20 protein-coding genes are annotated in these 21,363 nt (G+C 71.9%); 8 read left to right on the top strand and 12 right to left on the bottom strand.

All coding sequences use genetic code 11. From position 1 onward, the window contains the following. Positions 1-103: 103 nt before the first annotated feature. The 9 genes from ABT296_RS36615 to ABT296_RS36575 all read right to left on the bottom strand — a co-directional run bounded on the left by ABT296_RS36615 (position 104) and on the right by ABT296_RS36575 (position 9,528). Positions 104-520 carry a hypothetical protein gene (locus tag ABT296_RS36615; protein WP_351934139.1) on the bottom strand — a complete coding sequence of 139 codons (417 nt, stop codon included), beginning with the start codon at positions 518-520 and terminating at the stop codon, positions 104-106. A gap of 167 nt (positions 521-687) precedes the next feature. After that, entirely contained in the window at positions 688-1,728 is a 1,041-nt protein-coding gene (locus ABT296_RS36610) for a DUF5937 family protein (protein ID WP_351934138.1), read from the bottom strand. A gap of 261 nt (positions 1,729-1,989) precedes the next feature. After that, on the bottom strand, positions 1,990-4,392 hold the full coding sequence (locus ABT296_RS36605; RefSeq protein ID WP_351934136.1) for a DEAD/DEAH box helicase: 2,403 nt from the start codon (positions 4,390-4,392) through the stop codon (positions 1,990-1,992). 177 nt (positions 4,393-4,569) lie between these two features. Continuing rightward, positions 4,570-5,745 (bottom strand): serine hydrolase, encoded by a 1,176-nt coding sequence (locus ABT296_RS36600; RefSeq protein WP_351934134.1) that lies wholly within the window; start codon positions 5,743-5,745, stop codon positions 4,570-4,572. Between the two features lie 183 nt (positions 5,746-5,928). Continuing rightward, entirely contained in the window at positions 5,929-6,336 is a 408-nt protein-coding gene (locus ABT296_RS36595; RefSeq protein WP_351934132.1) for a hypothetical protein, read from the bottom strand. Beyond that, positions 6,330-7,103 carry a M23 family metallopeptidase gene (locus tag ABT296_RS36590; RefSeq protein WP_351934130.1) on the bottom strand — a complete coding sequence of 258 codons (774 nt, stop codon included), beginning with the start codon at positions 7,101-7,103 and terminating at the stop codon, positions 6,330-6,332. The genes ABT296_RS36595 and ABT296_RS36590 overlap by 7 nt, the downstream gene beginning before the upstream one ends. 53 nt (positions 7,104-7,156) lie before the next feature. Then, positions 7,157-8,035 carry a C40 family peptidase gene (locus ABT296_RS36585; RefSeq protein WP_351934128.1) on the bottom strand — a complete coding sequence of 293 codons (879 nt, stop codon included), beginning with the start codon at positions 8,033-8,035 and terminating at the stop codon, positions 7,157-7,159. A gap of 132 nt (positions 8,036-8,167) precedes the next feature. After that, entirely contained in the window at positions 8,168-8,836 is a 669-nt protein-coding gene (locus tag ABT296_RS36580) for an RNA polymerase sigma factor (protein ID WP_502977415.1), read from the bottom strand. Positions 8,837-8,862: 26 nt separating this feature from the next. Further along, positions 8,863-9,528: a M15 family metallopeptidase gene (locus ABT296_RS36575; RefSeq protein WP_351934126.1), complete on the bottom strand. Its 666-nt coding sequence runs from the start codon at positions 9,526-9,528 to the stop codon at positions 8,863-8,865. 273 nt (positions 9,529-9,801) lie between these two features. Between ABT296_RS36575 and ABT296_RS36570 the strand changes: the two genes are divergently transcribed. From ABT296_RS36570 to ABT296_RS36555, 4 genes are all read left to right on the top strand, one after another. Then, the gene (locus ABT296_RS36570) at positions 9,802-12,945 is read left to right on the top strand and encodes an AfsR/SARP family transcriptional regulator (RefSeq protein WP_351934124.1); all 3,144 of its coding nucleotides are present in this window, start codon (positions 9,802-9,804) and stop codon (positions 12,943-12,945) included. A 121-nt stretch (positions 12,946-13,066) separates the two neighbouring features. After that, positions 13,067-13,513, top strand: a complete 447-nt coding sequence (locus tag ABT296_RS36565) for a hypothetical protein (protein WP_351934122.1) — start codon at positions 13,067-13,069, stop codon at positions 13,511-13,513. Positions 13,514-13,616: 103 nt separating this feature from the next. Then, positions 13,617-13,991: a hypothetical protein gene (locus ABT296_RS36560; RefSeq protein ID WP_351934120.1), complete on the top strand. Its 375-nt coding sequence runs from the start codon at positions 13,617-13,619 to the stop codon at positions 13,989-13,991. Between the two features lie 29 nt (positions 13,992-14,020). Then, positions 14,021-14,401, top strand: a complete 381-nt coding sequence (locus ABT296_RS36555) for a hypothetical protein (RefSeq protein WP_351934118.1) — start codon at positions 14,021-14,023, stop codon at positions 14,399-14,401. 129 nt (positions 14,402-14,530) lie between these two features. On the opposite strand, the gene ABT296_RS36550 is transcribed toward ABT296_RS36555, so the two are convergent. Both ABT296_RS36550 and ABT296_RS36545 read right to left on the bottom strand, forming a co-directional pair. Then, entirely contained in the window at positions 14,531-15,154 is a 624-nt protein-coding gene (locus tag ABT296_RS36550) for a hypothetical protein (RefSeq protein ID WP_351934116.1), read from the bottom strand. A 115-nt stretch (positions 15,155-15,269) separates the two neighbouring features. Further along, positions 15,270-16,730, bottom strand: coding sequence for a DMT family transporter (locus ABT296_RS36545; RefSeq protein WP_351934114.1), 1,461 nt, complete (start codon positions 16,728-16,730; stop codon positions 15,270-15,272). A gap of 268 nt (positions 16,731-16,998) precedes the next feature. On the opposite strand from ABT296_RS36545, the gene ABT296_RS36540 reads away from it, so the two are divergent. Beyond that, complete coding sequence (locus ABT296_RS36540; protein ID WP_351934112.1) at positions 16,999-17,583, top strand: DinB family protein; 585 nt, start codon at positions 16,999-17,001, stop codon at positions 17,581-17,583. A gap of 15 nt (positions 17,584-17,598) precedes the next feature. Next, on the top strand, positions 17,599-18,378 hold the full coding sequence (locus tag ABT296_RS36535; RefSeq protein ID WP_351934110.1) for a hypothetical protein: 780 nt from the start codon (positions 17,599-17,601) through the stop codon (positions 18,376-18,378). Positions 18,379-19,099: 721 nt separating this feature from the next. Here ABT296_RS36535 and ABT296_RS36525 read toward each other — a convergent pair. Then, positions 19,100-19,579 (bottom strand): DUF6584 family protein, encoded by a 480-nt coding sequence (locus ABT296_RS36525; RefSeq protein ID WP_502977414.1) that lies wholly within the window; start codon positions 19,577-19,579, stop codon positions 19,100-19,102. On the opposite strand from ABT296_RS36525, the gene ABT296_RS36520 reads away from it, so the two are divergent. Both ABT296_RS36520 and ABT296_RS36515 read left to right on the top strand, forming a co-directional pair. After that, on the top strand, positions 19,503-19,712 hold the full coding sequence (locus ABT296_RS36520; protein WP_351934143.1) for a tetratricopeptide repeat protein: 210 nt from the start codon (positions 19,503-19,505) through the stop codon (positions 19,710-19,712). The two genes, ABT296_RS36525 and ABT296_RS36520, sit on opposite strands and share 77 nt — an antisense overlap. Before the next feature lie 99 nt (positions 19,713-19,811). Continuing rightward, positions 19,812-21,179 carry a TerD family protein gene (locus ABT296_RS36515; protein WP_351934108.1) on the top strand — a complete coding sequence of 456 codons (1,368 nt, stop codon included), beginning with the start codon at positions 19,812-19,814 and terminating at the stop codon, positions 21,177-21,179. Positions 21,180-21,363 lie beyond the last annotated feature (184 nt).

The raw sequence follows: 21,363 nt of genomic DNA, 5'->3' as shown, positions 1-21,363 counted from the left end.
GGGGGCCCGGCCGGGCCCGGCGGAGCGCCCCCGTCCGGGCCCCCCCCCCCCCCGGGGGGGGGGGGGGGGCCCCGCCCCCCCCCCCCCCCCACGACGGGCATGGTCAGTGGGTGATCGTGACCGAGTCGCCGCCGTCGTAGTAGCTCGCCACGGTGAACGGCGTGTTGTCGCCCACGTCGGTGCAGAGCCAGTACGTGGAGTCGTTGATGCTGTGGCTGCCGTCCGAGGCCCAGACGTACCCCTTGTTGCAGGTGTTCCACACCCCGCTGGAGTTGCGCAGCCGGCCGGCGTAGCGGTCGCCGTAGTTGGTCGTCGAGTCGTTGGAATAGGTGAGGTTGAGGTCACCGCAGGTGCTGGTGGCCGACTTGTAGCGGACGGTGCCGACGCCGCCCTGGGCGCCGGTGGTGAGCGACTGGGCCACGCAGGCCTGCGGTGCGGCCGACGCGGTGGGCGCGAAGGCCACCAGACACGCTGCGGCGGAGGCGAGCGCGACGGTGCTCGCCAGTACGGCTCGGTTCATGTTTCCCCCAACTGGTCGTCGATGCGCGGGTCTTGCCGTATCCCCCGCGGGTGGAGCCCACCGGGGTGGTACGCCGCACACGCTCGCAGGGGACGCCGGGTGCCGGCGACGACCTTCGACGGCTCTCGAAAGTACGAGGCGGATCGGTGGAGCCCGCTACTCCGGCGCTAGCCGAGGGGCCGCTGTGACGGCAGGGTCGGGCGGGATGTGTCCGGATCCGGCTCCCCGCGGGACGACGCCACCGGGCGGAGCATCGCCGCGCCGAGCGGGGTGAGGGTGTGCAGCACCGTGTTGTGCAAGCGCCGGCTGCTGATCAGGTTCGCGTTGCGCAGCACCGTGGAGTGGTGCGTGGCGGTGGCGGGGGAGACGCCCAGGGCTCGGCCCAGTTCGGAGGTGGTCGCGCCCGCGGCGACGGCCCGCAGCGCCGCGGCCCGGGTTTTGCCCAGCAGCGCGGCGAGCGTCGCCTCGGACGCGGCGGGGACAGCCGGCGGGCGGGAGTGGTGCAGCGGATAGACGAGGACCGGCCGCAACGCGTCGTCGGCGAGCGCGATCGGGCTGTGCCAGTTGAAGTGGGAGGGGACCAGCCGCAGCCCGCGGCCCCGCAGGTACAGGTCGCGGTCCTCGACGTAGTCGATGTGCAGGACCGGTGGCCGCCAGCGCATCGACGGCGCCAGTGCGGCCAGCAGCCCCTCGGCGCCGGTGTCCAGGATCTGGCGGGCGAGCCGTGCGCGCTCCCCGGCCAGGTGGGCGTGCAGCCGGTCGTGGTGGGGCGCAACCACGGCGTCGTAGTAGGCGCGCATGACCCGCGTGAGCTGTTCACGGGCGCCCCGCTCGACGAGTCTGCGGGCCCAGGCGGACGGGCCGTTGACACCTTCCAGGAGCCGTATCTCGCGGCCCACCCGGGCCGGCGGCGCGTCGTGCACGGCGGCCATGCCCGCCGCGAGTCCGTCCTCGGACTCGTGCGGGGTCAGGAAGTCCGGGAAGTACCGGGCGCGGGGCAGGACGGGGACGAGCAGGGTGCGGACGGCCGAGCCGAGCGGCCGGTCGGCGAGCGCCCGCCGGGCGTCGCGGTACCAGTCGGCGTAGGCCCATCTTCCGCGGGTCGTCTGGAGGCGGTGCAGGCTGCACACCAGCTCCCAGAGTGGGTCGGGTGCCCTGGCCAGGCTGATGCGGGTGAGGTCCTCGGGTGTGAAGTGAATGCGCAGCACGGCTGCTGTCCCCCCGGTCGGCGGTTTTCACTCGGTTCGGGTGCAGCCTTGCGATGCCTGTCGCCAGAAGGGAACAGGGTTAATCGGACGGGTCCTTCGTCACGCCCGGTGGCGGGAGGGTCCGTCGTCACGCCCGGAGGTGGACGGGCGCGGCGGGCGCGGTGGACACGATGGGAACGGCACGCTCGTCCGGTCGGCTCGACGTCGAACCCGAGCGATACGCCACCGGGCCGGCCGCCCGCCGCCGGGACCCGTGTGCTGTCAGTCCTGGGCCCATTCGAGTCCGAGGTCGGCGAGTTGCCGGCGCTTGTCGGCGGTCAGCTTCTGCCGCCTCGCTTTGGCGTTCGAGAGGAACACGCCGAGCCTGACCTCGGTCCCGTCGTCCAGCCGTTCGACGTGTGACCGGCTGATGGGCCCCGCGGAGCCGGTGCGGGCCCGGTACCGCGTCAGGGCGGCGATGCCCCGTTCGAAGGCCCCCAGGGGCGCGGTGGAGGGCTCGGCGGGCGGCTCCGGCTCCGCGGGCGGAGGCGGCGGCACGATGCCGAGCCGCTCCAGACGTTCGCGTTGCCCGTCCGTGAGGGCCCTCCAGACCTTGTACTGGCGCTGCTTGGCGGCGAAGCGTCCGATGTCCATGCCATGTACGGTGACGCCGGGCAGGACCTCGGTCCGGCCGTCCTCGTCGCGCACGAGTTCGCGCAGTGCGGCGTAGTGGCGTTGCCATGCCGCCGGCCATGCCGGGTTCCAGTCGGGGTCGATCGACTCGAGTGCCGCCCGCCATTCCGGCTTGCCGTCGAGTGCCCCGGGCCTGCGGAGGTTGGAGAGCCACTGCCCGACCGGCCGGTCGAGCATCGTGGCGGTGCGCGGTGCGCACAGGGTCCAGTGCCGGTCGTAGTAGGCCCGCGCGGCGGCCAGGTTCTCCTGGAAACGTTCGTCGGCGACCGACCAGACCATGCCCAGCTGTTCCAGCCGTTCCGCGCGCCGGCCGGTCATCTGCCCGGCCCCGAAGGCCCGCCGCTGCTCGGCCACCCAGGTCCCCAGCGGATACGCGCCTTCCCTGTGCTCGTAGGGCACACGGGCGTGCCCCTCACGCTCGGTGAACCTCTTGAGCGCCGCCCAGCCGCGCGCCCAGTCCTGGCGTTCGGTGTCGATGACGTTGAAGGACACCCAGTCCGCGACCATCACCGGATCCCTGGGCAGCGCGAAACGCAGCAGCAGACGGGACTCCTCCTCGCCCTCTCCCGGAGCCGCGCCGATGTTCACCGACGGCTGCGCGACATCCTTCTGGGGCTCCTGCGGAATGGCGAGCAGCTCCACGGCCTCCTCGTCGTGGGCCCGCAGACCTTCGAGGACCTTCACCAGCGGCCGGTACGAGCTGGAGGTGAACATGTCCTCCGGCTGCTCACCCGGCTGGAGGAAGACCGGCACGATCAAGGAAGCCAGCTTGCCCTGTCCGGGCTTCTGACGCAGTGCGCGGCCGATGGCCTGCACGATGTCGTGCGGTGCCCCCTTGGGGTCGAGGAGTGCCACGGAGTCCACGGCCCGGATGTCCACGCCCTCGCCCAGGACACGGCAGTTGGAGAGCACGGCCCGCCGCGCCGTCGACCCGAACTCGCCCAGAACCTCACGCCGGTGCTCGGGGACGTGCTCACCGCACAGCCAGTCGGCCCAGACCCGCGACGGGTACGTCAGCGGCTGGTCCGCGTGCAGCTTCGCCGCCACCGTCCCCAGGCCCTCCGCGTACGCCTGCGCCTCCATCGTCCGGTGGTGGAAGGTGATGCACGTCGACAGGTCGTGCCGCGCCATCGCGTGCAGCAGCGCGGCCTGCAGGGCCCCGAGCCGCTGGCCCCGCACCTCCTCGGTGCCCCGCTCCCCGCCCATCAGCCGGTCGGGCGTGACGACCGGATCCGTCAGCTCCAGCACGATGATCTGGTAGCGGGCGAGCAGGCCGCGGGAGACGGCCGACGCCAGGCTGAGCCTGTAGAGCACGGGACCGAAGACCGCTTCGTCGTCCATGGACGCCGCCATCATCTCCGGCAGCGGGTCCAGCACCCCCGCCTGCGCCTGCCAGTCCGCGGGCCGCTCCTGCCAGATCCGAGGCGTCGCCGTCAGATACAGCCGCCGCAGCGCGGGGATCCGGTGCTGGTGGTGGATGTCCGCCCACGCCTTGCCCATCGAGCCCGACGTCCGGTGCGCCTCGTCGACCACGGCCAGGTCCATCGGGGCCAGTTGCTGCCCGTAGGCGCCCTCGAAGGCCTCGGCCAGTACACCCAGCGACGCGTACGTGGCGTAGATGGTCACCGGCCCGGAGCCGTGCCACAGCGCCAGCTGAATCGGGTTGGTGGTGGAGCGCACCCCCACATGCCACAACTCCACGTCGTCCTGGAGCGAGCACACCGCGACCGCCGGACCGCGGTGTCCCACCTCGCGCCACGCCCGCACGGTCTGCGCGAGCAGATCCAGCGTCGGCACGAGAACGAGCACGCGCCCACCGGGCACCAGCCGCCTGGCCGCGGCCGCGGCGATGACCGTCTTCCCCGTGCCGCACGCGGCGTGCACCTGCCCACGGAGCCCATGGGCGGGGACACCGCCCACCGGGACGTCGAGGCCCCGCACGATACTGGCCACGGCCTCGACCTGGTGATGACGCAGTTTGATCCCCGGCACAGACCGTTCTCCTCTCGCGTGCCCTGCGGCCAGCAGTAGATTGTCACGCACCGCCGGTGACGCGCGGACCGGAGCTCGGGTGTTCGACCTTGCCCAGTACTGTTGCCCGCCCACTCCAGAGCGGCTTGTTACCCGGGACGTCGGCCGTGGGCGCCCCGGGCCGTTCTCACCGTCCCGTCAGCACACCGGTACTCCCGGTACCTGGTTCTCCGGTGAGCTGAGGTAGATGTTCGTCATGTAGCCGCCGTACTGGGGGAGTTGGGCCCACCAGTCGTTGACGTAGGGCGGTTGGCTGACCTGCTGGCCGCGCTTCTGGCAGCCGACCAGGACCTCGACTCCGGCGGGCAGCGTGGTGATCGCGCCGGACGTGGTCGTCGCCTGGGTGCGGACGCGGACCCCGCTGCCCCAGGTGCCGATCCAGGTGCCGGCGGGGCGGGTGGCGCCGGGGACGTTCAGGGAACGGGTCAGCCGGCCGATGTCCGTGTAGGCCTTGCCGTACGGCGTTCCGCTGGGGTGCAGGGTGAAGACCGCCACGATGGAACGGTCGCCCGAGCCCACCACACCCGTCGTGTGCAGGGCCGGTCGGGAGAGGTCCACGGCGTCGGCGTCCGCCGCCGTACGGGCAGCCGTTCCCGCCGGTTCGGCGGCGGCCGTGGAGGCCGTTGCGGTGCAGCCGCCCGAGCTGAAGCCCGACCAGCCCTGCTTGACGGCCCAGGGGCGGTTGAAGGAGCCGGCGATGCCGAAGTGCTGGTCGTAGCCGTCGGTGGCGCAGCGCGTGGACTGCCGCAGGTCACCGAGGAGGTAGTCGCGTGTCGCCGCCGGGGCGGAGTCCAGCAGATGGCGGTAGATCTTCACGGTGTCACGGGCCGAGAGGGCCGTGTAGCCCCAGTAGCCGGGGTGGGTGGACGGCGGGCGGGCGGTGTCCGTCAGGCCGAGCCGGGTGACCATCCGGTCGACGATCGCCCCCGAGCCGTTGTTCGACCAGAACGTGCTCGCGGCCGCGTCGTCGCTGCCGCGCAGCATGGTGTCGACGCGGGCCCGGTCCGCGGCCGACAGGGCGTCGGGGCTGCGGTTCCAGAGCACGTCCAGGGCGATCAGCAGCTTCACCACCGACGCGGACCTGAACTGTGCGTCGGCGTTCAGCTGTTCGGTGAACGTGCCGGTCTGGCGGTCGAAGACGGCGACGCCCGCCGTCACCCCGGCGGGTACGTCGGCCTGGGCCGCCGCCGGGCGTGCCGCGGGGGAGTCGGCGGAGGCCACGGAGGCGGTGGTCGCGGTGGTGCACACGAGCGCGGCGAGGGCGGCGGTCAGCACGCCCGCCCGTACCGTGCTCCGTGCGCTGCTCAAGGTCATCATGGTCGTCCTCGGGATCGGTTGGGAGGGAAAGGGAAGGGGAGCGAGGGGTACGTCGCTCGCACCGCACGTAGGACGGGGGCGCGGCCCGTGCCGTATGAGAACAGGAACGGGAGCCGGAACGCCGGATGCCCCCGGGACCTGGAGTGGTCCCGGGGGCATCCGGTGGGTGCGGGCCGCTGTTCAGCAGGTCGGCAGGCCCGAGTCCGGCTCGTCGTTGCCGCCGCCGACGAGGAAGATCTCGCTCATGTACGAGGACCGGGCCGCGCCCACCGCCGGGGTCCTGACCCACCAGGTGTGCCAGTAGTCGCCGTAGGTCGCACGGCCGCCCTTGACCTGGCACTGCACTCTGAGGACACCGCCGGCGGGTGATGTGGAGGTGACCGGGGCCTGTGGGTCAGGGGCGGAACGCAGATTGATGTCCGAGCCCCAGAACTGGCACAGGTAGGTGTCCGGGTAGTTCCGGTCGGGAGCGCAGGGCGCCGAGTCGGCGGCCCGCGCGGACGAGGTGAGCCCGGGGGAGAGGAGCAGCGCGGCGGCCAGGGCCATCGCTGCGGCACCCCTCGTGCCGGTGAGGGCGGCGGTCAGCACTCGCTCACCCCGGGCAGCCAGGCGGAGGGGTGGTCGATGTAGATGTTGGAGATGTAGCCGCCGAGCGCCGGGATGTAGGACCAGGCGTCGTTGCTGTAGCCCTCGGCGTTGACGATGTCGCCGCGCTTCTGGCACTGCACGTAGACGGCCGTCGGCCCGGTCAGGGTGCGCACGACCGTCGCGTTGAGCCGGGCGTCGGCCCGCACCCGGACCGAGGTGCCCCAGGTGGTGAAGTTCGTGCCGGGCGTGCCGCTGCCCGGGGTGCACGGCAGGCCCACACCGCGCTCGTTCAGGTAGGGGACGGGGTCCATGCCACGGGTGCTGGCCGTGGAGGAGTGCGCCTCGAAGTGCAGGTGGGGCCCGGTGGACTGGCCCTCGGAGCCCATCCGCGCGATCAGCTGGCCGCTGCTGACCCGCTGGTTGACGGAGACGAGACGCTCGTACATGTGCCCGTACTCGGTGACGGTGCCGTCGTCGTGCTTGATGCGGATCCACTGGCCGTAGCCGCTGGCGGTACCGGAGACGATGACGGTGCCGGGCCCGGTGGAGTAGATCGGGGTCCCGAGGCTGTTGGCGATGTCGACGCCGTCGTGGCCGGAGTGCCACCCCTGGGTCACGGTGCCGGCCGCGGGGCAGGAACCGGCGTAGCCGGCGGCCTTGGCGGCCGGGGCGGCGGCGGCCTGGCCGGCCGCGAGCGGGACCAGCCCGGCCGCGGTGACCGCGGCGACGAGCAGGCCGATGGACTGGGTGCGCTTGAGTGCGCGCATGGCGAGGTCTCCTCTGTGAGAGATGTGCGGGGTATGAGAGGCGGTGCGGTGGGTCAGCAGGCGGGGACGCCGGGCAGCCAGGCCGCCGGGTCGTTTATGTAGATGTTCGAGATCCACGCCTTGTACTTGGGCAGGTACGACCAGGCGTCGTTGGTGTAGCCCTCGGCGGTGACCGACTCGCCGTGTGTCTGGCAGAGCACGTCCACGGCCGTGGGGCCGGGCAGCCGTGTCACGGGAGGCTGCCTGGTGCTGGGGTCGGGACGCAGGCCCACGTCGGTGCCCCAGGTCATGAACCGCTTGGTGTTCGCGGGCGGCTGCCCGGAGCCGGCGATGCGCAGGGCGCCCGCGTACTGGGCGTCGAGCCGTACGTCGCTTACCTTCACGAGCGTGCCGGACTCCCGGGCCTCGACCATCCTGCCGTTGCCGAGGTAGATGGCGATGTGGTGGACGCTGCCGAGGTTGGCCGGGTCCGACCCCCACAGCAGCAGATCGCCCGGCTGCAACGGGGCGACGCCCTGGGCGGGGGTGAACCGGGCGGTGGCGCCGCTCCACCGGGCCTGGTTCCACGTCCCCTCGGGCAGGGCGATGCCCGCTCCCTGCCAGGCCGCGTACTGCACCAGGTGCGAGCAGTCGAAGCCCTTCACCTGGCTGTCGTGGGCGCCGGGGCCGCCCCCGGGATAGTCCTGGCCGTACGTCGGCCCGTGGATGGAACCGCCGCCCCACGAGTACGGCACCCCGATCTGTGAGCACGCGGCGTTGACGATCGCCTGCGCCTGGGCGGACGCGTCCGCCAGGGGACGGCAGTCGGCCGCGGAGGCCGCAGTGGTCGGGGCGACCGGCGACGAGTCGGCCATCGCCGTGCCGGTACAGGTCAACGCGGTGGCGAGGAGCAGTCCTCCCGCCGTGGCGAGGGCGCGGTGGGCTCGGTGCATGGGTTCCCCCTGGATTGGTCGGTGCGAGGTGCGCGCGTGCTGAACGATTCGGCGGCGTGAGGCAGTTGGTCGGACTGCCGCGCGCCGTCGGCCGGCGATGAAGGTGCTCGTCGTGGAGGAGACGCCCGGTTCCTACGAGGCGAGCGCGGCGCGGATCTTGGCGAGGCCGCGCATACGGTTGCGCTGAACGGTGCCGCGGTGTGCGCCCAGCCGTTCCCCGGCCATGTCGTGGGTGAGGCCCTCGATGTCGACCAGGATCACGGCCGCCGCCTCCTTGGGGGACAGCCCGCGCAGCAGCGCGGCCGTCACCGCCTCGGCCTCCCGGCCGGCGAAGCCGCCGTCCCAGCCGCGTTCCGGCAGCCGGTCGGTGCAGCGCTCCTGGCGCGAGGGGTGCCGCCACAGGTCGCGCAGCAGGTTCACCGCCGCCGCGCAGGCGTAGGCGTACGGCTGCTGCTGGCGGGCCAGGGTGTGGGCGTGCGCCCGGCGGGAGAGTCTCAGGTACGTCTCCTGCAACAGGTCGTCGGCGTCGTGCGGATTGCCGGTCAGGGCCAGCAGCCGGCGTCTCAGCCTCGGCATCACGGCGGTGAACGCCTCGTCGAACTCGGCGGCGGTCATGTGGTCGGAGACCGCCGCCGTGCCCGGTGTCGTGTGGTCGGAGATCGCTGTGGAGGCCGGTGTCATGTGGTCAGGGACCACCGTTGTGCCCGGCGTCATGTGGTCGGAGACCGCCGTCGAGTTCGGCGTCGTGGTGTCGGAGGTCTTGGGCGACGTGGTCGTCGTCGCGATGCAGGTGTTCTCCACGGTGTTTCCCCCGGGGTCCGGCTGTCTCAGAGTGCGGTGGGTCTCAGGGCGGCGGGACCGTACTTGGCGGTGGGCGCGCTGGTCAGGAGCGCCCAGTACCGGTCCCCGTACGACCAGTGCCACCACTCGGTCGGGTAGTTGACGAATCCCGCGGCCGTCATGGCCCGGCCCATCACCGCCCGGTTGGCACGGGCACCGGCGTCGATGTTCGGCGCGCCGGTGCGGCAGCCGCCCTCGCTCTCCTGGGGGGTGGCGTTGACCTCCGTACCGAGGGGCAGTTCGGCGCCGTCGTCGGTGCACAGCGTCAGGTCCACCGCGCCGCCGCTGACGTGCGGGGCGACCTCCGGAGGCGAGATGTACGCGCTGGCCAGCTCGCGGATCCGGTCCGGTCCGGCGTCCGGATGCGCCGTGCGCAGCGTCGCCGCGTACTCGTCGAAGTAGCGGCGTTGCAGGGCCGGCGGCCGGAAGCCCTCCACCATCAGCAGGCGGACGCCCGGGGGCAGCGCCTCCTGCGCGAGCAGGAGCCGACGCAGTACGTCGGCCCGCAGATGGGCGTACGAGCCGTCGTGGTCGGTCTTCCGCGTGTCGACCCGCAGTGCGGCGAACTCCCTTACGTCGACCAGGGGTTCACCGTTGTCGGTGACACGCGTGGCGGCGACCCGGGGGTCCGAGAGCAGGATGATGTCCGTCACGCTCACAGCGTCGCGGCGGGCGTTGCAGGATCGATGCAGATTCTCTGTACGCCGTATGCAGCGGGTGGAGCGGGCCATACTTACAACGCCTGGAACGGGCCACCCGCAGCGGTGACCCGAGGGGTTTCGGCCGTCCCGCGGACCACATCGGTGATTCGTGAAACCGGAATCCGCCCACAACCGTAGTTCTCAGTGGGGGCCGACACGTTGTCCCCGACAGCGGAATGCGAAAGCGGGGGACGCGTGGACGTTTGCCTTCTGGGTCCGGTCGAGGTGTTGAGCGCAGGACACCGGATCGCGCTGAAGGGGGCGAAACCGACCGCGATACTCGCGGCGCTCGTCGTGCACCTCGGTGAGGTCCTGTCCGCCGAACGGCTGGTCGACCTGGTCTGGGAGGAGGAGCCGCCCACCACGGCGCGGGCGCTCGTCGCCTCGCACGTCTCCGGACTGCGCAGGGCCCTGGCCGGTACGGAGGGCGCGGAGGCCATCCGTACCCGCACCCCCGGATACGTGGCCGAATTCCCGCCCGCCGCCGTGGACGTCCGCCGGTTCGAGAAGGCCCTCGCCGCCGGCCGGAGGGCGGCCCTCGACGGGCGGGCCGAGGAGGCCGTCGACACCCTCCAGGCCGCGTCGCGCCTGTGGCGCGGCCGCGACGCCCTCGAAGGGCTCTGCCAGTCCTTCGCCCGCGTCGAGGCCATGCGCCTGGCGGAACTGCGCCTGGAGGCACAGGAGTTCCGCTTCTCCGCCGAACTGGACCTGGACCGACGCACGGATCTGGTCTCCGAACTCGTCGCCCACGTCGCCGCGAACCCCCTGCGGGAGCGCCCGCGCGGCCAGTTGATGACCGCCCTGTTCCGCACCGGCCGGATGCCCGACGCCCTGCGCTGCTACGACGAGGGCCGCCGCCTGCTCCGTACGGAACTGGGCGCGGACCCCGGCCCCGAACTGCGCGCGCTCCACCAGGCCCTGCTGAGGGCGGACACGGCCGTACTGGGAGCCCCGGCCGCCCGAAGAGCCGCGCCCGCCGGGGAGAGACCCGCGCCCGCACCGGCCAAGGCCCCTGTGCCCTCCGGCGATGACACGTCGGGGGCCGCCGGGTCCCAGGGCCGCCCCGGTCACCCGGTGCCCACCCAACTCCCGCCCGACGCTGCCGACTTCATAGGCCGTACCGAAGAGACGGCCTGGGCGACCGCCTTGCTGGAGCAAGTTCGCGACCCGCTGCGCACCGCACCGCCCATCGGCGTGATCTCCGGCCGGTCGGGCACCGGCAAGACCGCGCTGGCCGTCCACGTCGGCCATCGCACCGCCGCGCTCTTCCCCGACGGACAGCTCTTCGTGGACCTGCGCGCCTCCGACTCCGAACCGGTACGGACCGCGGACGCCCTGGCCCGACTGCTGCGCGCCCTCGGCGTGGACCCGGAGACCCCGGCCCGTGACGAGGAGGACCTCCTCGGCCTGTACCGCACCCACATCGCGCGCCGCCGGGTCCTCCTCGTCCTGGACAACGCTGTCAGTGAGGCCCTGCTGCGGCCGCTGCTCCCGCCCGGCGGCGGCTCGGCCGTGCTCATCACCGCCCGCCGCCGGCTCGTCGCGCTGGAGGGCGCAGCCCACCTCGATCTGCGGGTGCCGTCCGAGACGGAGGCCATGGACCTGCTGGCCCGGGTGGCCGGCCCGGCCCGACCCGCCCTCGATCCCGACCGGGCCGCCGAGATCGTCGCGCTGTGCGGCAGGCTCCCGCTCGCCGTCCGGATCGCCGGCGCCCGTCTCGCCGCCCGCCCCCACTGGACACCGGCGAGGCTCGTGTCGCGGCTGAGGGACGAGCACCGCCGGCTGGACGAACTGCAGGCGGGCGACCTGGAAGTGCGCGCGAGCCTCGGCATGGGCTACGCGGACCTCCACCAGCGGCAGCAGCGCGCCCTGCGCCGCCTGGCCCTGATGGACCTGCCCGACTTCGCCGCATGGGTCGCCGGGCCGCTCCTGGACGTGAGCGAGGACGACGCGGAGGACGCGGTCGAACAACTCGTGGACTGCCACTTCGTCGAGGTCGTGGGCACCGACGAGTCCGGCGGAACGCGCTACCGGATCCACGACCTGGCACGCGAGTACGCCCGCGAGCGCTGCCTGGCCGACGAGGACCGGGAGGAACGGGAAACGGCGGTCCGCAGACTGGTCGACCGCTGGCTGGACATGGCCCGCATCGCGGCGGCCCACGGCCCGGGCGGCGCGTCACGGCTCCTGTCCGTCACCGCCGCGGGCGGAGCGGCGCCTGCCGGGGACGGGGGCCCGAGCGGGCCTGCCACGCCGACCGGGGCGCCGACCCACCTGACGGACGAGCCGGCCGCCTGGTTCGCCGCCGAACAGCCCTGTCTGCTGGCCGCCGTCATCCACTGCGCCGACCACGGCATGTTCGACGCCGCACGCGAACTCGCCGCCACCCTCATGGCCGCCTCCGCGGCCCTCTACAACCAGTTCGACGCATGGTCCCGCTCCCACGACGTGGCCCTGGCCGCGGTACGCCGGGGAGGGGACGTCGAGGGCGAGGCCTGGCTGCTGAACGGCCTGGGCCAACTCCGCCTGGAACAGGACCGCTTCGACGAGGCCCACGCCTTCTTCGCCCTGGCACTGCGGCTGTTCGAGGAGCAGTCCGTACGTACCGGCCGCGCCGGCGCGCTGGCCGGCATGGGCGCCGCCCGCCGCGAACAGGCCCACTTCGACGAGGCGTTGACCCTCCTGAACTCGGCGCTCGACCTCTACCGGGAGCCGGAGGACATCGCGTCCATGGCCCATGTGCTGTACGGCATCGGGTACGTCCACCGGGAGCAGGGCCGCGACGACGAGGCGTGGGAGGCACTGTCCCGCGCCCACCGCCTGTACGTCACCGCCTGGGACCGGCACGGCGAGGCGCTCGCACTGCGCTCACTGGGCCTGTGCCACCGGGCGCGCGGTGATCTGGCGGCCGCGGAGCCCCTGCTGCGGCAGTCCCTCGCCATCTTCGAGGAGACCGACGACGCCTTCGGCATCATGTACGCGAGCCTGTCGCTGGCCAAGGTCGAGTTCCGGCAGGGCCGGATGGCCGAGCCCCGGCAGCGGCTCGACCGGTGCCTGGAGATCACCCGGGGCCGCCAGGACATGTTCGGCGAGGCCCTCGTCCTGCGCACCATCGGCGAATGGCACCTCGCCGCGTCCGACTGGGAGACGGCGACCGAGACCCTGCGACAGTCCCTCGGACTGTGGGACAAGCTGCAACTGCCCCTGTGGTGCGCCCGCACCCTGCGGGACCTGGCCCGCGCGGCACTGGCCCAGGGCCGGACCCGAACGGCACGGCAGCTCGAAGGGGAGGCGTACGCCGTCTTCCACCGGCTCGGTACGCGGGAGGCGCTGGAACCGCTGGAGTCGGGCGACAGCCCGGGGTCCTGAGGCGGCCGGTGTACGGCGGGGCATCGGCCCGGCACTCATACGAGCGGCGACCGCTTCCCGTCGCCGGTGTGCACGGCGCGGCACCCCGCCGCCCGCGACCACTGCCGGAAGAGGCCCCGCCATGACGCACACCTCACCACGCACGCTCCGAGCGCTGACCACCGCCTTGCTCGTCGCCGCGGCGGCGCTGATCGGCCCGGCGACCGCGTCGGCGACCGCTCAGCCGTCGGCGACCGCGCGGCCCGCCGCGGCCGGGTCCGCGGCGGTGGACTACACGGAGGTCCATGTGTGGGCGACCGGAGTCAACGTCCGCAACGCCGCCTCGGGCATCCCCTTCGAAACCTGCAAGACCTTCCCCTCCCGCCAGAACTGCCAGGTCGTGGCGACGCTGTCCCGGACCACCGTCACCGCCTACTGCCAGAAGCAGGGAGAGCTCATCACAGACTCGGGCTACAGCAGCCGGTGGTGGACGTACGTGAAGCCGCCGAACGAGATGTGGGGCTGGGTGAACAACGTGTACATCACGGGCGACGAGCACCTGGCACACGTCAACGACTGCACGTTCTGACGGCACGAACTCCGTGAAGGTGACCGGCTGTGCGGTCATACGGACCCATCACCGCTCCCGTCGTAGAGCCGAGGAGCAAGCGTGCACGACAGAGAGGAAGACAATGGCGAAGCGATCCACCAGGCTGGCCGCGACAGGGCTGGCGCTCGGCGCGGCTCTCTCCGTTCTCGGGGCGACGGGCAGTGCGCAGGCCACCGCGCAGTCCGTGAACACCACCGTCCAGCCCGGCAGCAACATGCGGGAGGCCGCGACCACGAACAGCTGGCTGGTCGGCACGACCCAGTTCCGCAGCGCGGCGTTCATCAGGTGCTACACGCACGGCCAGTACGCGAAGGTCGGCAACTACGGCACCGACGTCTGGTACTACGGCAACGTCACGGACGGCACGTCGTCGCCGACCGTCTACTACAACGTGTGGTTGTGGGGCGGCAACGTCAACGTCGGCACCGACCCGTCCCCCGAGGTCTCCCCCTGCTGATGTCCGCACCCCGCACCGAGGAGCACCCCATGACCAAGCGCAGCAGGCCCGCCGCGGCCGCCGGGCTCGCACTCGCCGCGACGCTCGCCCTGCTCGGCACCGCGGGGACCGCCGAGGCCGCGCCCTCCGCCACCAACAGCCACCCGACCACCGTGCAGGCGGGCAGCAACCTGCGCGACGCCCCCCACACCAGCAGCAGGATCTGGGGCACCACGACGAAGGTCACCGAGGCCGGCGTCGCGTGCTACACCCGCGGTCAGCGCGTCACCGCGGGCGGATACACCACGGACGTCTGGTACTTCGGCACCGTCATCGACTACGACATCGGCCACATCTACAACAACGTGTGGATGTGGGGCGGCAACGTGAACGTGGGCGCCGACCCGGCCCCCGGCATCCCCCGCTGCTGACCGACCCACCCCGCCGGATCTCCCTCGCGGCCACGCCCCGAGCATCCGTCCCGCACGGAAGCCCGGGGTGCGGCCGTGTGTGGGACATGCACGGCGGTGGTGGTCGCGGGTGCCCGTCGGCGGGGATCGTCAGACCGTGCGCCCGGGTTCGACGCCCGGTGGGAATCCGTGGATCCCGGGGGTGGTGACGGATTCGTCCCTGATCATCGCCGGGCAGACGCTCCAGTCGGCGGCGATGCGCATCACATCCTGCTCCGTGGGCATGGCGTCGTGCCAGGCGTCCCACTCGGCGTCCGTCCAGTCCTCCCGGACCTCCTCGCGCCCGACCAGGCCGACGCCCAGCTCCTTCTCGACGGCCGTGGGTTCCCCCAGGCGCAGGGGAATGTCCCCGGTCATGCCGATGTAGCAGTAGGCGCGGGTCAGTGCACCGGATTCGACCTTGGCCCAGGCGTGGTAGTCGACGACACGGTCGGTGCCGAAGTACTGGAGGTCCCCGAGCCGCGTGGCCGTCGTCCGCAGCCACGCGGCAAAGTCCGGCTGTGTGGCGTCGGTTCCGTGCGTGAGGTGGATCCTGCCGTGGGCGAGTGTCCACCCCGGGACCGGCCGGGCCACGAACACGCCCTGGCGGTAGGCGAGTTCGGAGCCCGTCTCCCAGTCGACGCTCTGCCGGTGGCGCAGGCCGAGGGCGTCGGCCACCTCCTCGGGCCCGGCGTCGCGCACCGCGAGCCATGACGTCTTGAAGCCGAAGGACATGCAGCCTCCCACCTGGTGTCCCGGACCATGCGGGATCATCGCAGACGGGACCGACAACGCCCCGGCGCCGACTCCGACTTCCCGGGCGAACCCGGCTGAGTGGCCGGAACCCGGCTCAGTAGCCGAGACTCGTGGTGTAGGCGCACTCCGTGTAGATGTAGCCCGACTCCAGCTTGGCGGTGTCCGAGGCCGGGGTGCCGCTGAGCCCCTCCTGGGACTTGTGGACGAAGTAGGTCGTTCCGGCGGGCAGTTGGATGGTCTTCTGCGGGTAGTTCTTCCCGCTGTCGCTGCACGGCTTGGAGTCGAACCCGAGTGAACTGCCCAGCGCGGAGTACGTGGAGCAGCTTCCGCACGCCTTGAGGGTGAAGCTCCCCGTCACCGGGCCGGTGTACATGACGGTGATGTCGTCGGGGCTGTCGTTCTTCACCGTGACCGTGATGCTGCCCCCGGACCGCGTGGTCGGCATACGCTTGCCGGCCGCGGGCACCGTCTGGGCGACCTCGGCGGCGATGGCCACCTTCCGGGCGAGGCCCTTCTTCGGGCTGTCGGGGTTGTCCTTGACGAAGGTGTTCATCGTGGTGACGGCTTCGCTGAAACTGCCGTCCTTGTACTGGGCCACACCGCAGTTGTACGTACCCGACCCCGCGTTCCGGTCGGCCCGGTCGGCCGCCTGGCCGAGGGCGTCGCCGAGTCCCGCCTCTTCGCCTGAAATGCCTCGGATCTGTGTGGACAGGGAGTCCAGGCGCTCAACGGCCGCGCAGGGATCACTGCCGTCCACGGCCGTGACCGCCTCGCCCACCTCCGCGTCGATCGCGGGTCCCACCTGCTGGGCCTGTTCCGACTGGGGGAACGTCGTCAGCAACTCGTCCCACTGCGAGGTCCAGGCGGCGCTGTCGGCGCTCATCGACTCCGCCCCGCACTCGTAGAGCGAGGTCGCCAGCCGGTCGTCCGGCCAGGTGGACAGCGATCCGAGCGTCTTCTTGTCCATGGTGCGCGGCACCGTACGCAGGTACTTCAGCGGCGCCACGGCCTGGCAGTAGTGCTCATCGGTGTACGTGCCGCCGACGGTGGCGTAGTAGGTCCTGAGGCGGTCCGGCACCTGGGCGGCGGCTCGTGACGTCGGATGGTCCGTGGCCAGGTCGTCGTAGGTGGCCAGCGCCTTGCGGTAGTCGGGTTCCGCCACTTCGAAGGACCGCGAGCCCGCCGACTTCACCAGCTTGTCCGCCTCGGCCAGTCGGTCGAGGAGCATCTGCTGGGTGGCCTCGTCGCGTGCGTCGTCGTACAGGAGGTATCCGCCCGCGGGTACGGCCAGCAGGGCGACACCGACCACCGCCGCCACCAGTGAACTCGGCAGCCAGGACAGGCGTGTCCGCATGCCCAGCCACGCACCGTGCGCGCCGGCCGCCACCAACAGGATCAGATACAGGACGAGGAAGGCGCCCGGCACCCCGTCCGGATCCGCGGGCAGGGCCACGAACAGTAGGATCACCGCGGCCACCAGGCACGCGACCGCCCACCGCCAACGCCGGATGACGGCGTACCCCAGCCCCAGACCGGTGAGGTTCAAGAACCCCACGGCGAAAGCCCGCCATGGGTCCGCCGGAGCGGGTGGCGGTGCGCTCGGCATGGGCGGAACGGCAAAGTCCGGACGTGCGTTCTGATCCCAGGACATGAAGGCTCCCCCAGTCAATCACGCCTGTATATCCCCGAGTTGACAGTGTACGGCGCCCGCGGGAAGTAGAGCAGGGGGTAAACCGAAGGTGCGCGGTTCGGCTTGATGCCGCCCCCGTGAGCGGCGGAAGGGATCTTGAGACCACGAGCGGCCCATGGCAGGCTCATGCCGCATGATCGACGAATTCGCGAAGGGCACCCTGCACGGGCGACTGCGCCGGGAACGCGAGACGCTGCTCTGCAAACTCGACGGCCTGTCCGAGTACGACGCGCGCCGCCCCCTGACGGCAACCGGGACCAACCTTCTCGGCCTGGTCAAGCACATGGCCGCCGTCGAGGCCCGGTACTTCGGCGAGGTCTTCGACCGCCCTTCACCGGAGCCGCTGCCCCGGTGGCAGGACCACGACGGCAGCGATCTGTGGGCGACCCAGAACGAGACCCGCGAAGACATCACCGGGTTCTACCAACGTACCTGGGAACACTCGGACGCCACGATCGACGAGCTTCCCCTCGACGCCCCCGGCCATGTGCCGTGGTGGTCGGAGCCGTATCCCAACACGAACCTGTTCGCCGTCCTGGTCCATGTGCTCGCCGAGTCGATCCGGCATGCCGGCCACGCCGACATCCTGCGCGAGAGCCTCGACGGCCGCACCGGGGTGCGCGCCGAGCATGAGCAGCCGATCGACGAGCAGGCCCGCGCCGCGTACCGCGCGAAGATCGAACAGGCGGCCAGGTCGGCCGCATCCACCACAGCATGAGGAGCGCCCCTTCCGATGGCCGCACAGCCCGCACGCCCTGACCGCGGACGGCCCGGGACCGCCTCGGTCATGGACGCCCCGCCGTTCCAACCCCCTCTCGTCAAAGCGGTGTTCAGGGAAGTGACCCCGTTTCACGTCTCCCGGTCGGCGGCACGGGCCGCGGCGTCGGTGACTCGGACGGTGCTGACGGAGATCATCGACGGCGCGAGGAGCGCGGCGGGGGAGGAGGCCCGCAGGAAGCTGATCCCCTCGGACCTTCTCCGGGCGATCGACCGGAACGTCGAGCTCGAAGTGGGCGACAAGTGGTACGGCCACAGCCCGACCTTTCGCGGCCGCACCGGAGTCCTGTACGACGCTCAGGGCGTGATCGTGCCTCCACCCAGGCGCAGCAGGTCACGCAAGCCGAGTGCTGTGGTCGGCGCCCACAGGTTCGAGGCCGGGGTGAAGAAGCTGCTGCGGAGCCGGGGGGTGGGGGCCGTCCCGGCGATGGTCCGCGACCTGGACGGCATCGCGAGCTTCTTCCTGACGGACCTCGCCCGGGACGCGGCCATGGTCGTCCGCGAGGGCGGACTCCAACGATTCGGAACGGTCACCCTGGAGCCACCGGGCGAACAGGCCCCGCCCCCGGTCCTCAAGGAGTCCCGCCAGGACCTGTCCTCGCGCAGCGGTGACGGGCGGACCATCGGCAGGGACGACATCCTGGCCGCCGCCAGGATTCAGCTCTTCGGCGGCGACCTCAGACAGAGGGCCCTCAGAGAAGCGCGCGACGCGACACGGACGACGCCGACCGGCTGAGCGGGGGAGGACTTCGGAGGGCGCCGTGCCGACTGCGCACGGCGCCCTCCCGTCCTCCTTCCGCGTGCCGGCGAAGGTGTGCCGGGCCCCCTCGGCGGGCGGCACGGGCACAGCCGTCTCACGACGGGCGGTGACCGCCGCCGGAGACGTGCGGCCCGGGCCGGTCACTGTCCGCCGGTCGAGGACGCGCAGCAACAGCGGCCGGACGACCTCCCCCACCGCCAGAGCCAGCAGCAGGTACAGCAGCAGGGCCAACCACAGAAAGCCCGGCCAGGCCAGCACCCGCTGGAGCCAGAACGGGGCACCGGCCTGGCCCGCACTCAGCGCGCCGAGCGAGAGCAGAGGCAGGACGACCGCGGCGACCGTACCCACCCGCCGCACCGCCCCTCCGCGCGCTGTGACATCACGCACCAGCCGGCGCCACACATACCAATGCGCTCCGGCGAGCAGCACCAGGACCACCGCCATGACCAGCAGCACAACCAGCACGATCCGCCTACTCCTGTCAGCTCCCCGCACGGCCATGCAAGGTGCGAGCCGTGGTCCGGTGACATCCGCCACCGTCCCTGGAGGACGCACGCGCGGCATGCCACGTCGTGTGAGCCTGCGGCACACCGCCGGCAGAAAGCCAGGGACGCCTCTTCCTGGCAACGCGAGTACCAGGCTGTGTCATGAAGGGTCTGGAGATGAGTCAGCCGAAGAGGGCGACGAGTCCATTCACTCAAATCGCGAGAAGCCCGAGGACCGCCGTCAGGCAGCCGCCGCCCGCCAGCACACCGCCGACCGTCCATGGCCCGGACGGCGCCTCGTGCTGCCCTTCCAGGCCGTCCCCGTAGGAGGCGGGGTCGTCCCAGTCGACGCGGTGCCCCAATTCCTCGACGCAGGCGGTCCGCACCGCGACCAGTTGCTCCTCCGCGAAGACGGTGGTGGCCTTCGCCTCGGGGCCCTGCCAGGCGAGGGCTTTCATCCGCCACCCGGGAGACCCGTACCGCGCATCGAAGGCAGCGGTCTCGTCGGCGTCCCGGTCCTCTTCGAGGTACATCCAGCGTCCGGCCTCGGCGGCGTCACCGTCGTCGCTCGCCGACCTCGACGCCGCTTCGCGCGAAGACGGGACACCCTCAGCGTTGCTCTCCCGCGGGCTGGTGCTGCGTGAACTCGGTGACGAGGAAGAGGCACTGCGCGACCTCGCGGCGGTTAACACCCTCGATCCCGACGACGTCTGGACCCGACACGAGTACGCCCTCGGGCTGTTCGGTGCCGGCCGTCCGGAGCAGGTTTCCCTCTGCGTCGAGTTGAGTCGGGCGGCCCACCAACAGGGTACTGACCAGCACTAGGAGAGAGCGCCCCCATCAGGTGCGGAAGCGGAGGTTCCAGGGCGAGCCAAGGTTTCTCGCCTATCGACTTCCCCCTGGGGCGCGTGGCAGCATGACGCGGTGACGAAGATCATCAAGGGGGGAAACCTGCCGGCTCCCGGGCAGGTGTGGAAGGTCGCAGTCGTCCGCGGCGCGTCCGGTGGAGGAGTGCCGGAGGTCGAGGCCGCGGTGCTGCTCCTGGACGCGACGGGCCGCGTCAGGGGCGACGGCGACGTCGTCTTCCGCGACCGGCGCGCGCACCCTTCAGGGGCGGTGCGGCTCATCGGACGGGTACAGGGTGAGGAGCGGCGCGTCGCCGACTGGCTGGAGATCGACACCGCGCGTGTCGAGCCCGGCGTCGAGCGGATCGTGATCACCGCTTCCAGCGACGAGGGGACGTTCGGGCAGGTGCCTGGGTTGCTCGTGCAGGCGATCGGCGCCGGTGCGGGGGAGCGGCTGGCGCTGTACGAGATCGAGGACGCCACGACGGAGAAGGCGTTCGTACTCGCCGAGTTCTACCGGCGCGACGGCGCGTGGCGGTTCCGCGCGGTGGGGCAGGGGTACGCGTCGGGGCTGGCCGGGCTCGCGGAGGAGTACGGCATCGTGGGCGGGGCCCCGGGGGTCGTCCCCGGGCCAGGGCCCGTGCAGATCGAGGGCGTGGCCAAGGTCCCGGTGTCCGGGGCCACCGTCGAGTCGCCGGTGGCCCGGACACCTGAGCCGAATGCCCCAACGCCTGGGCTGGCTGCCCCGGCGCTTGAGCCGCCCGCGCCGGAATCCGAGCCGCCGGCACCGGCGCCCAAGGCGCCCCGCCTGACCAAGACACAGCCTTCCCTCCGCGCGAAGGGGGAGCCGTCCCTCGCCGCCGCGCTCTTCGGCGAGGACTTCGCGGAGTTCGTCCTGGAGGGCTACGGCTCGATGGAGTTCACGGTCGACGAGCCTCTGCCGACCGGCTTCTTCGTGGTCGACACGGAGCGGTCGGGCGACGGTTCCTTCATGGTGGAGGCAGTCGACGAGACCAAGCCGGGCCTGGACCTGCTCGCCCACACACGCCTGAAGGACTTCAAGGGCCGGACCCTGGTACGGCACAACGGCGCCAGCCCACTGCGTCTGCGGGTCAGCCCCCCGGACCGTGCATGGAAGCTCACTTTCCGGCCAGTGAGCGCGGTCGGGGAACTCGGCCGCGGAGCGGAGGGCTCGGGACGGGCCGTGCTGCTTCACACCGGGCCCGCCGGAGAACTGACCGCCCGGCTGCGCCCGGAAGGCGAGCTCCCCTACTTCGAGTTGGAGTCCTTCACGCCGCGCGCCCGAGGCGTCTGGGACGGCGATGCACTCGTCAGCCAACCGCACAACGGCCGGGAGTACAGGGTGCCGCTGCCCAAGGGCCCCGTGCTGGTGAGGGTCGCAGAGGCCGAAGGGCAGTGGTCGTTGAAGTTTCGGCCCACCTCCTGATATCGCGGCGGGGATCGGCGCGGGTCAGACGCTGTGAATCGGCCGCCGCACGGCGATGCCGTGCGGGGGGCGGACCCTACCAGGGGGGGGGTGGGGGGGGCAACCTAGTTAGGGAGAGGGGGGGGGTGGGGAAGAGTGTTTTTATTGGGGTGTATATATAGGTGGTGGCCGGATGATTTAAAAA

It is taken from the genome of Streptomyces sp. NPDC000983, from assembly GCF_040299205.1.
Classification (GTDB): domain Bacteria; phylum Actinomycetota; class Actinomycetes; order Streptomycetales; family Streptomycetaceae; genus Streptomyces.
Note: the sequence above shows the minus strand (reverse complement) of the source record. Positions and strands in the feature narration are given on the sequence as shown.

Bases quoted from the DNA above. Each gene is read 5' to 3' on its own strand.
- ABT296_RS36615 (WP_351934139.1), bottom strand. From the start codon at position 520: ATGAACCGAGCCGTACTGGCGAGCACCGTCGCGCTCGCCTCCGCCGCA.
- ABT296_RS36600 (WP_351934134.1), bottom strand. From the start codon at position 5,745: ATGACCTTGAGCAGCGCACGGAGCACGGTACGGGCGGGCGTGCTGACC.
- ABT296_RS36590 (WP_351934130.1), bottom strand. From the start codon at position 7,103: ATGCGCGCACTCAAGCGCACCCAGTCCATCGGCCTGCTCGTCGCCGCG.
- ABT296_RS36585 (WP_351934128.1), bottom strand. From the start codon at position 8,035: ATGCACCGAGCCCACCGCGCCCTCGCCACGGCGGGAGGACTGCTCCTC.
- ABT296_RS36565 (WP_351934122.1), top strand. From the start codon at position 13,067: ATGACGCACACCTCACCACGCACGCTCCGAGCGCTGACCACCGCCTTG.
- ABT296_RS36560 (WP_351934120.1), top strand. From the start codon at position 13,617: ATGGCGAAGCGATCCACCAGGCTGGCCGCGACAGGGCTGGCGCTCGGC.
- ABT296_RS36555 (WP_351934118.1), top strand. From the start codon at position 14,021: ATGACCAAGCGCAGCAGGCCCGCCGCGGCCGCCGGGCTCGCACTCGCC.
- ABT296_RS36550 (WP_351934116.1), bottom strand. From the start codon at position 15,154: ATGTCCTTCGGCTTCAAGACGTCATGGCTCGCGGTGCGCGACGCCGGG.
- ABT296_RS36540 (WP_351934112.1), top strand. From the start codon at position 16,999: ATGATCGACGAATTCGCGAAGGGCACCCTGCACGGGCGACTGCGCCGG.
- ABT296_RS36535 (WP_351934110.1), top strand. From the start codon at position 17,599: ATGGCCGCACAGCCCGCACGCCCTGACCGCGGACGGCCCGGGACCGCC.